The organism is Flavihumibacter cheonanensis (genome assembly GCF_022352215.1).
GTDB lineage: Bacteria > Bacteroidota > Bacteroidia > Chitinophagales > Chitinophagaceae > Flavihumibacter > Flavihumibacter cheonanensis.
In genome coordinates, this window is the sequence record NZ_JAKRWF010000166.1 from 1 (window position 1) to 284 (window position 284).

1 protein-coding gene is annotated in these 284 nt (G+C 67.3%); it reads right to left on the minus strand.

Annotated features, from left to right (window positions below; translation table 11 throughout):
- Window positions 1-7 precede the first annotated feature (7 nt).
- Window positions 8-284 (minus strand): glycosyltransferase (locus MD536_RS21555; RefSeq protein ID WP_239603845.1); only part of this gene is annotated, 277 nt, incomplete at its 5' end.

The window sequence follows — 284 nt, forward strand, 5'->3', positions numbered from 1 at the left end:
AACGTGTTCAGCCAAGCGCGGCCTCCATCCCCTGCTTGACCAGGCTGCCGTAGACGCCGCGGTAGCGCGCCACGCTGGCGGCCCAGTTGCGCTCGGTCTCGACGAACTGGCGGCCGTTCTTCTTCATCCGTTCCCAGCCCTCTTCGTACTTGAGCAGGCCGACCACCTTGCTGGCGAGGTCACCGGCGTTGCCGGCATGGAACAGCACGCCGGTCTTGCCGTCCTGGATCAGTTCCTTGTGGCCGCCGACGTCGGAGGCCACCATCAGCCGGCCCTGCGCCATG